Annotated in this window: 7 protein-coding genes and 2 pseudogenes; 4 read left to right on the forward strand and 5 right to left on the reverse strand. The window is 43.9% G+C overall.

Going from position 1 to position 9,068, the window contains the following annotated elements; translation table 11 throughout:
- Nucleotides 1-99 precede the first annotated feature (99 nt).
- The 3 genes from RLO19_RS06260 to RLO19_RS06270 are packed head-to-tail and all read left to right on the forward strand — an operon-like array spanning nt 100 to nt 2,817.
- Nucleotides 100-900, forward strand: coding sequence for a phosphoadenosine phosphosulfate reductase family protein (locus RLO19_RS06260; protein ID WP_446354807.1), 801 nt, complete (start codon nt 100-102; stop codon nt 898-900).
- A gap of 28 nt (nt 901-928) precedes the next feature.
- Nucleotides 929-1,441, forward strand: a complete 513-nt coding sequence (locus RLO19_RS06265; RefSeq protein WP_446354809.1) for a hypothetical protein — start codon at nt 929-931, stop codon at nt 1,439-1,441.
- A gap of 26 nt (nt 1,442-1,467) precedes the next feature.
- Nucleotides 1,468-2,817, forward strand: a complete 1,350-nt coding sequence (locus RLO19_RS06270; RefSeq protein WP_446354811.1) for a DNA sulfur modification protein DndB — start codon at nt 1,468-1,470, stop codon at nt 2,815-2,817.
- A 418-nt stretch (nt 2,818-3,235) separates the two neighbouring features.
- Here the strand turns inward: RLO19_RS06270 and RLO19_RS06275 are convergent, their stop codons facing one another.
- Nucleotides 3,236-3,775: a hypothetical protein gene (locus tag RLO19_RS06275; RefSeq protein WP_446354812.1), complete on the reverse strand. Its 540-nt coding sequence runs from the start codon at nt 3,773-3,775 to the stop codon at nt 3,236-3,238.
- Nucleotides 3,772-3,993: a DUF4365 domain-containing protein gene (locus RLO19_RS06280; RefSeq protein WP_446354816.1), complete on the reverse strand. Its 222-nt coding sequence runs from the start codon at nt 3,991-3,993 to the stop codon at nt 3,772-3,774. The genes RLO19_RS06275 and RLO19_RS06280 overlap by 4 nt, the downstream gene beginning before the upstream one ends.
- Before the next feature lie 265 nt (nt 3,994-4,258).
- Here RLO19_RS06280 and RLO19_RS06285 point away from each other — a divergent pair, with 265 nt between their 5' ends.
- Nucleotides 4,259-5,461, forward strand: coding sequence for a cysteine desulfurase family protein (locus tag RLO19_RS06285; RefSeq protein ID WP_446354813.1), 1,203 nt, complete (start codon nt 4,259-4,261; stop codon nt 5,459-5,461).
- A gap of 114 nt (nt 5,462-5,575) precedes the next feature.
- On the opposite strand, the gene RLO19_RS06290 is transcribed toward RLO19_RS06285, so the two are convergent.
- From RLO19_RS06290 to RLO19_RS06300, 3 genes and pseudogenes are all read right to left on the reverse strand, one after another.
- Nucleotides 5,576-7,804, reverse strand: a complete 2,229-nt coding sequence (locus tag RLO19_RS06290; RefSeq protein ID WP_446354818.1) for an adenylate/guanylate cyclase domain-containing protein — start codon at nt 7,802-7,804, stop codon at nt 5,576-5,578.
- A 30-nt stretch (nt 7,805-7,834) separates the two neighbouring features.
- Nucleotides 7,835-8,830, reverse strand: a pseudogene (locus RLO19_RS06295) (cache domain-containing protein); the annotation flags it as partial.
- A 14-nt stretch (nt 8,831-8,844) separates the two neighbouring features.
- Nucleotides 8,845-9,068: pseudogene (locus RLO19_RS06300) on the reverse strand (RNA-guided endonuclease InsQ/TnpB family protein); the annotation flags it as partial.

The raw sequence follows: 9,068 nt of genomic DNA on the forward strand, positions 1-9,068 counted from the left end.
CACACCGCAAAAACTTCACGGAGGCGATGATCTGTTGCTAGGCTAACACAGGGAGGCTTGAGTTCAGTATCGACCCAGATAGGCAAAAGCGGAAAAATAATGACACAGAAGAAAGTCAGACACATTCTCGGTCTATCCGGCGGGAAAGATAGCACAGCCCTGGCAGTCCTACTGCACAAGGAGATTCCAGAGATGGAATATTTTTTTTGTGACACTCACAAGGAACTGCCAGAGACTTACGAGTATCTTGACCGCATCAAAGCGCGTTTGGGAATCAAAATCCATTACCTCAGTGCCAAGCGTGGGTTTGACCACTGGCTTGATGTCTATGGGGGGGTACTTCCCTCTCCCAAGATGCGTTGGTGTACCAAGCAGATGAAGATTCTCCCGTTAGAGAAGTTTGTGGGTGACGACGAAGCCTTCAGTTACATTGGCATCCGGGCTGACGAAAGTCGTGAGGGATACATCTCTACCAAGCCCAATATCAAGCCAGTCTTTCCGTTCAAGGAACGGGGGCTAGTTAAGGCAGATATTATCCGTCTACTTGAGGAAAGCGGAATTGGATTACCAGACTATTATCGATGGCGCAGTCGCTCTGGTTGCTTCTTCTGCTTCTTCCAGCGCAAATACGAATGGGTTAGACTGGCAGAAGAGCATCCCAACTTATTTAACGAGGCGGTTAAATATGAGCAAAACCACAGTGACGGAAGAACTTACACTTGGACGGAGGGAGAGACTCTTTTAGAACTACTCGATCGTAAAGATGAAATCATTGCTCAACATGAGAAGGCAATGGCTAGGGAGAAAAAAGCAGATCCTAATCGACCATTAGCTGAGGCATTAGAGTCGGTTTTAGACGAGGAAGATGATGAGTTACCTTGCTTGGCTTGTCACTTGTGAATCAATAAAGTGCCTGATTCAAGAGTTAATGTCTGATCAACCCTACGATTTTGCAACCCAAAAAGCGGCTATTTCAGGACACTTTGCTAGAGACTATGAATTTAAGCTTCAGTGGTTACCTCATTATATAGACGAGTTTCCTCAAGCTACGCAGGGCATCAAACTCAATTGGAAAAAATGTAAATTTGTACGAGCGGCTCAAGAACAAGTTCCTGATAAACATGGAGTTTACTGCTTTTCCGTTAAATTAGGAAAACCATTTCCGGAGGATATTCATCTGCCACTCTATATTGGTAAAGCCGCTCCTGGATATTTATCAGAAAGATTTAAATCTTACTTTAATGAAAGGCAAAACAAGCAAGGACGTAGTAAAATAGTTTTGATGTTAAACAAGTATCGTAATAAATTATTTTTTTGGTGGGCAGAGCTTCCAAGGATTCAGGTAGAGACAGTGGAGGAACACCTTCTTATGTGCTGTAAGCCGCCCTGTAATGAAATAATACCCAATAGAGAAAAACTTTGGGCTAAAGCATTTGATTGATATAAATATAATGAGGAGAGAGCAAGATGGCAGATTATGTCCCCGCGTTAAAAGCTAAAATGGGCGATTGGCAATACTACGTCACTGTAATGAAACTTGGCAAAATAGCACGAGAATGCAGAATAGCCGAAGAAATCCGACCCAATAGAGACTTGAACGAATTGGTTCAGAGAGAAATTACAGCCCGTGTTGAGAAAGAGATGGTACCATATTTATTAAAAGAATCTCAGCGGTTTTATGGAGCATTGGTTGTTGCTGTTTATGGAGGAGAACCTGAATTTTCCCCAGTTACAGTTGATGAACACCACTTACTAGATGATACAAATCGTTCTACTTATGGTTTTGGATTGTTGCGCTTTGATGGTAGCCAGATATACTACGCTTTAGATGGTCAGCATAGGCTAAGATCTATACAAAAAGCAATAGAGTTAAATGCCGATCTAGCTAAAGAGGAAATTAGCGTTATTATTTTAAAACATGAAGAAACTCCAGCAGGTCTTCAGAGGACTCGCAGGTTATTTTCTACCCTAAATCGTCGAGCTAAACCAACAACTGCTGGTCAGAATATTGCTATTGATGAAGACGATATTGTTGCTATTGTTACTCGTCGTTTAGTGAAAGAAAACGACAGTATAAAGTCCCTCGTTTCAATTAAACTAGGTTCCAAGCAAATTTATCAAAATAAGTATGATTATCCTTATATCACAACGCTAGCGGCGTTTTATGAAACGAATGAAATACTCCTTAACTGCTATGAAGGTGGACTCGATATAGACAAAAACTTTAAGCAGTTCAGACCATCAAATGATGAAATTGATACCTACTATTATTTTTTAGAAAAAATTTGGATTAGGCTTTTGCAAAAATGTCCTGGCTTTGAATCTATTTTAAATGGACGTAGACAACCAGGCGATCTTCGGAAACGCACTGAAAATAACGGAACACCAGTATTTGACGATTCAGGAAAACCTATAGCAGGCGGAAATGTTTTTGCTCGTCCTATAGGTCAATTTATAATTGCTGAAGTCCTAAAAGCTGTTGGTGTTCAAGGACGCTCCACAGATGAGGCAATAGATGCAATTATGAGTAACATTTCAATGGATATTGATCAAGCACCTTGGGTGGGAGTTATTTGGAATCCATCAGCGCAGCGCATAATAGGAGGAAAAGCTGAAAGAGCAATGATTGCATCTATAATTATTCACGCTCTTGGATTAAAGATTAAGAGGAAAGTACGGGAACTAAGGCAAAAATATCGTGAAACTTTGGAAGATCCAAAAGCCAAGCTACTTCCACCAATTAATTGGTCTGGAAGACCTGACAGTGTTTCATCAGACAATGAAGAAAATGTATCAGGTGCGGAGGAAGAGTATTGATATTCAATCCAATAATTGTTCTTTAATTAGGGCTTGCTGAACTAATCGGGAAGCTATACTAGACAAGGGTTTCAAGCCATTTTTACACCCAACAAGTACAAGGTTTTTACACCTAGATGCTCAAAATCCTGAGATTTTCACCTCCGCGATCGCAGAATCTTCCCTTAACAGGGGATTGAAACTGTTGCCTGTTGCCGAAAATGAATTTAAAGACCCTGGCGACTGCTATAGCTAGTAGTAGCGCGGCATACCTAATTTGATAGATAGAATTACGCCCGGAAACCGTAGGGGCGCACCGACGTGCGCCCGATTTAACCGTAAAATCTATTCCACCATTTTAGCTGTGTCACACTACCATCGTGCGTTAGCACTCTGGGTAACTCACCGAATCAACTGCCTTATCGCAAACCACTCAACTTCAGTTTTTCCACGACTCATCTAGGGCAAAATCACGGATATTTTTCAGCACAAAGCATCTATTTTCTCTAACTAAATCCCCCGTACAAACTACTGGTAAGCGTTCTTGATAAGCTTTAACGGCTAAAGGATAGTTTGCTGCTGTTAAATCAAACTGAATTTTACGGAACTTCCCGACAGCACACCCCATCAAGATCACGCTTTCAGCTTCACCCAATTTGTCCAACTGAGTAATAATTCCCTGAACTTGAATATTGGTAACTTGAGTGACCAAATCACCTAAGATTTGAAAGTAAGAACGATTTTCCACAAGTTCTAGCGTTTGCACCACCTCATAAAGACGTAACGCAAAACCAGGAATTTCAGGCTTCAACGGTAAAACTATCTCAAATTCTGCCTCGGAGTGCGCTGGTAATGTCCAAATCGAAGCTTTCTCTTCCATCCGATTTTGTTCATGCCAACCATGAGATTGTAGATACTTAGCAACTTCTGTCGGTTGTATACTCAGTAGTAAATCAACATTTTGAATCGTTGGTTTCATAATGTTTCTCCTTTTCCCAGACTGTCCATAATCCTTCTCAGGGCATCAGCAGTAAAAACATTTTGGCGTGGAATTGAAACAGTGACAGACGTTTGATTAGGTCTAGCAGGCTGACCTTTCAGTGACACCCAGTAACCGCATCGTCTCAAACACAGTTCCATATCCGACTGATGCAACCAATCAGCGGGGTTTTCTGGAACTAAAACTACAACTAAAATTCGGGTATTGTAGGGTTAATTGTATCTTAAATCATCATAGTTTTTCACGCTGAGAGGATACTTAATACCCTCTACCCAGTTATCAGAGTATTTTACCTAAATCTTGTCCCTAAGCCATGAACTCTCAACGGTTGTTGGCTGAGGCGAAACCTGTCGCCTGCGTCAGTTGAAAATGACAGAATATGAAGATGCGATTCTACCCATTTATCAGCGTATTCTACCCGAATTTCGTGTGAACCTGTGTCCAGTTATCCCGAATTAAATCATGCCCCTATCCCAGCCGTCTAGCCAATCCCGCCCCATATACCTCGATTACCACTCCACCACCCCCACTGACCCCAGAGTGGCAAGCCAAATGCTACACTACATGACTACCGCCTTTGGTAACGCTAGCAGCATTGACCATACTTATGGAGATGAAGCCGAACAAGCTGTCTCCCAAGCTGCAACTCATATCGCTAAATTAATCGGATCATCCGCCAAAGAAATTATCTTCACCTCTGGCGCAACCGAAAGCATTAACCTCGCCCTGCAAGGATTCGTCAGATTACACCATAGTAATACCTCAAAAATACCCCGCCTTGCTGTTTCCCCAGTGGAACATAAAGCCGTTTTAGATACCTGCAATACCCTCGCTAAAAAAGGTTTAGCCGAAATCCTTAATCTCCAGGTTGACTCCAAAGGTAGACTTGAGTTGGATGATCTGGAAAATCTCTGTAAAAACGGCATTTCCTTGCTGTGCATTATGGCAGCCAATAACGAAATTGGCACGATTTATCCCATCCAAAACATCGGACAAATTGCCCAAACCTATCGAATTCCCTTCCTCTGTGATGCATCCCAAGCCGTCGGAAAAATCCCGATCAATTTTCAAGACTGGGGGATTACTTACCTCGCCATCTCCGCCCATAAACTCTATGGACCCAAAGGTTCAGGCGCATTAGTGGTGCGAAAAAAATATCCCCTAGAACCGATTCTCTGGGGTGGGGGTCATCAGAACGGTCTGCGATCGGGTACACTTAATGTTCCGGGTATTGTCGGTTTAGGCGAAGCCTGTCGCCTGCGTCAGTTAGAAATGACAGAAGATGAAACCGCGATCGCATCCTCTAGAGACAAACTCCAAACCCTTCTGCAAGACAGCATTCCCGGCGTTGTCATTAATGGCGATACCACGAACCGCCTGGCTGGGAATCTCCACATTTCCATTCCTGATATTCCCAATAGTGCAGTTATTGCCAGAATCCGTTCCCAACTCGCCATCTCCACAGGTTCCGCCTGTACGTCGGGGGTAGAGACAGCGTCTCATGTGCTGCGAGCAATAAAGTTATCGGATAATTTAATAGACGGAGCATTGCGTATCGGTTTGGGTAAATTTACCACAGATACAGAAATTAGTCAAGCCGCTGTAATTTTGTCAACAGCCGTCAGCCAAATTCGTCAAGTTATTAGTTTTTCGCAATCGGGTTAGGGATGAGAGAATCGGGGCGGGTTTAGTTACTTATGGGTGAGGTCAAAAATGATAGTAGTGAAACCCGCCCCTACACAAAATCATGCCCTGTTTCCGATGTGAAGGGTTCCCCTATCACCGATTCCCGATTAGCCAATAGGTTTTCATCTCCCCACGCCCTTTAACCGCGATCGCACCCCGTTCCTGAAACTGGAATTTGTCCTGTAATCTCTGGTATATCGCCTCCGTGACTTGTATTTTTCCCGGTTCTCCCGACGATTCCATCCGTGAGGCGACATTCACCGCATCTCCCCACAAATCATAGATAAACTTTCTAATCCCAATCACCCCCGCCACCACTGATCCGGTATTAATCCCAATGCGAATTTGCAACGATTCACTGTGTTCGGCTTGAAACTGAGTCATAGCTTGCTGCATATCCAACGCCATCTGCGCGATCGCATCTGCATGATCCGCCCTCGGCTGTGGTAATCCCCCAACTACCATATACGCATCACCAATGGTTTTAATTTTCTCCACACCATGACGTTCGGCTAACTGGTCAAACGTGGAAAACATTTGATTAAGTAAATTAACCAATTCAATCGGTTGTAAACGCGCCGATAGCGGCGTAAATCCGACAATATCCGCAAACAAAATCGTCACATCATCAAAATGTTCAGCAATCGCTGATTGGTCTTGTTTCAGCCGTTCGGCAATCAGTTCCGGCAAAATATTCAGTAATAATTGTTCTGACTTTTCTTGCTCTAACCGCAACGCCACCTCTGCCTGTTTGCGATCAGTAATATCACGCGCCACCCAAATCACGGAATCATCGGAAAGCGGTGACAAATTAGCAGCAAACCAAATCTCCTCTCCTGCCAAGTTTATACAATACTCAATAGTCACCGTAGATTGACTTAACAAAGCATCTCGAATGCTATTGAGAATAAAATTAACCTGAGTGGAATCAAAATAATCAAACAGAGTTGTCCCCAATAAATCTCCCGGAGATTTACACCACTTTCCTTTATTGGTTGGTGCCACCTTCAGACAACGACCCGAGGCATCAACCACGAGTACCATATCCGTCATCGCGGCAAAAAGTGCCTTCATTTCCGCCTCGGCTTTCTTCTGCTGCATAACTGGACCTAACTGCGCTGATACGACAGAAACTAACTCAATCCAATGTTCATCTTTTTGGTGTTCTTCTGCCATAAAAAACAGCAACACTGCTAAAACAGGCGCAGATTTTTGAGAGGTCGCCGGAGCAACGATGGGTACAGCAAAGGCTGATTTTAAACCACATTCACTTGCCAGTTTTAGTCGCAAGAAAATATCATCAGATTCTGTAGCAATATTACTAATCCATTCCGGTTGACCATGACACCAAACTCGTCCTGGTATTTCTTCTTCGGGTAAAAAGGTTAGGGCTTCACTATACTCTCGGAATTCTTTGAGGACAATGGCGTCCTTTGGAGCAAGTCCCCTCTGTTTGCAATACCAACGACGGCTACATTCTAATGCCATGCCATCCGTCGCCGGAATCCAGACTTCGCCATAAATCCAGCCCGTAGTTTGGCACACTTGATGCAGGGCAATTTCTAAGGCTGCTTGAAAATCAGGGGCGGCATTAATCGCTTGACTAATTGTGAGCAGAAGTTCAACTCGTTGTTCAGCATGTTTGCGTTCGGTGATATCATTAATCACCGCCAGGATGCAATCTTGTTCACCAATTGTAATCAATTCTGCTGATAATAATCCAGTTCTCACTTGACCCGTTTTGGTATAAAAATTAAACTCTTGATTCCGAATAGCGCCTGTCTCTCGTAATCGTTGACGGATTCGGGTTCGTTCTGCTGGATCAACCCAAAAATTGAGTTCAATTGAGGTATGATTGATTACGTCCTCTATGTTATAGTCGGTAATCTTGAGAAAGCTTTCATTCACCTCAATAAACTTGCCCTCAGCCAGGGTAGTAATTGTAATCGGATTTGGGGATGAGCGAAAGGCGAGAGCAAACTTTTCTTCAGACAAACGTAAGGCGGCGGTTCGTTGCTCAACTCGTGACTCTAACTCGGCTTTATTTTTTTCTAGGGCGGTAAAGAACGAGTACAACTGTTGACTCATTTGGTTAAAGGATTGAGCCAAAACTTCGAGTTCATTCACCTGAACCGGGATTTTGCCATCAATTTTTACCTGTTGGTCAAATTTCCCCTGGGCAATTTCCGCCGCCGCTATACTTAACTGGGTAATCGGCTGGGTAATCCGTCTGGCGGTGAGGATTCCTAACAGGGTTGCCACAAGGAACGCCGCGAAGCATAAACTAATAGTCAGGCGGGTATTATCATGGATTTGTTCCATGAAATCAGCTTCCGGTATCACCACCACAATCAGCCAATCTAAGCCACGATCATCATTGAAGGGGGTGACTTGTAAATAGTAGCGATCGCGGTTTAGTTTAAAGGTTAACTGTTGGCTTTGATTGATTTGGTTTAAGGCGTCAACGCTTTGACTTAAATACTGGGCTGTTGATTGAATTAAGGGATCATGGCTATTGGTAGCAAGTAGGCGTTGGGTTTTATCGCCATCACGAATAAATCGCTGTTCTGATGTGGAACTAGCAACCAGTAATCCTGATCGTTCAATAATAAAGGCTTGTCCTGCTTGACCAATTCTTAAGTCGTGGAGAAATTTACTAATCTCAGACAGTAAGATATCGGTGCCAACTACCCCTAATAGTTTACCCTTGTCGTTGTATACTGGCTCAGCTAGGGTAATCCCTAACCGAGAATGACTAAACATGACATAGATTGGACTCCAAAGGGTTTTACCTTTAAAGGCAGCGTTTTTATACCAGGGACGAATGCGAGGGTCATAATTGGCGCGGATATCTAACAGTTGGTTACGATTTCCTTGACTGTCGGTTGTGTAAGTCTGAAAGTTATAGTTGGTTGAGGCGTCAGCGACTTTAATCACAACTTTGTCATCTTCGGTATAGCCTGCCCCAATGTATTCCCCTTGCTCGCTGCCGAACTGAATGGTATTAATAGACTGGGTAAACTGCAACAGTTGCCACAAATAACGTTCACTAGGCTGATCCTGAGTCTGCACCTGACCCCGACGCACCGCATTCCCAAGAACATGGTTGACCAGATGGGGCGTTTCGATGTAACTATCGATATGTTGCAGGATGCGATCGCTAACCTCGGTCTGCAACTGGGTAACCAGATTGTTAACTGCCTGTTGTCCGTTGCGAAAGGAGAGATATCCAGTCAACCCCACAGCCGCTAAGATCTGGAGGATAAAGGGAACCACCAGAACCACGCGCAATGGCATCTTTTGACTGTGTTTAGCGCCTTTGGCAAGTTTACTGGTCACGGTTGGCATTGACACTCCCCCGGTTAAAACGCGGGGGATTCTTCCGTCACAGGGAGGCAGAGTTTAACGTCTTCCAGGACGGAACCTTTACCCTCAGAAAGCTTAACCACCGTGTGTCCCACGGCTTCCAGTCCTCTAATCTCGACTACTTGAGCCGCGGCTATATCGCGGTCTTGGGTATACCCGCAATACTGGCATTTATGTACCCGCTGAGATAGCTTTTTCTTGCCCGTCTCCTTTAGGCACT

The sequence above is a fragment of the Coleofasciculus sp. G2-EDA-02 genome (assembly GCF_040226375.1).
Taxonomy (GTDB): domain Bacteria; phylum Cyanobacteriota; class Cyanobacteriia; order Cyanobacteriales; family Coleofasciculaceae; genus Coleofasciculus.

What these genes read in the sequence shown, in the direction of transcription:
- RLO19_RS06285 (WP_446354813.1), top strand. Translation starts at nt 4,259, where the DNA reads ATGCCCCTATCCCAGCCGTCTAGCCAATCCCGCCCCATATACCTCGAT.
- RLO19_RS06260 (WP_446354807.1), top strand. Translation starts at nt 100, where the DNA reads ATGACACAGAAGAAAGTCAGACACATTCTCGGTCTATCCGGCGGGAAA.
- RLO19_RS06275 (WP_446354812.1), bottom strand. Translation starts at nt 3,775, where the DNA reads ATGAAACCAACGATTCAAAATGTTGATTTACTACTGAGTATACAACCG.
- RLO19_RS06265 (WP_446354809.1), top strand. Translation starts at nt 929, where the DNA reads ATGTCTGATCAACCCTACGATTTTGCAACCCAAAAAGCGGCTATTTCA.
- RLO19_RS06270 (WP_446354811.1), top strand. Translation starts at nt 1,468, where the DNA reads ATGGCAGATTATGTCCCCGCGTTAAAAGCTAAAATGGGCGATTGGCAA.
- RLO19_RS06290 (WP_446354818.1), bottom strand. Translation starts at nt 7,804, where the DNA reads ATGGAACAAATCCATGATAATACCCGCCTGACTATTAGTTTATGCTTC.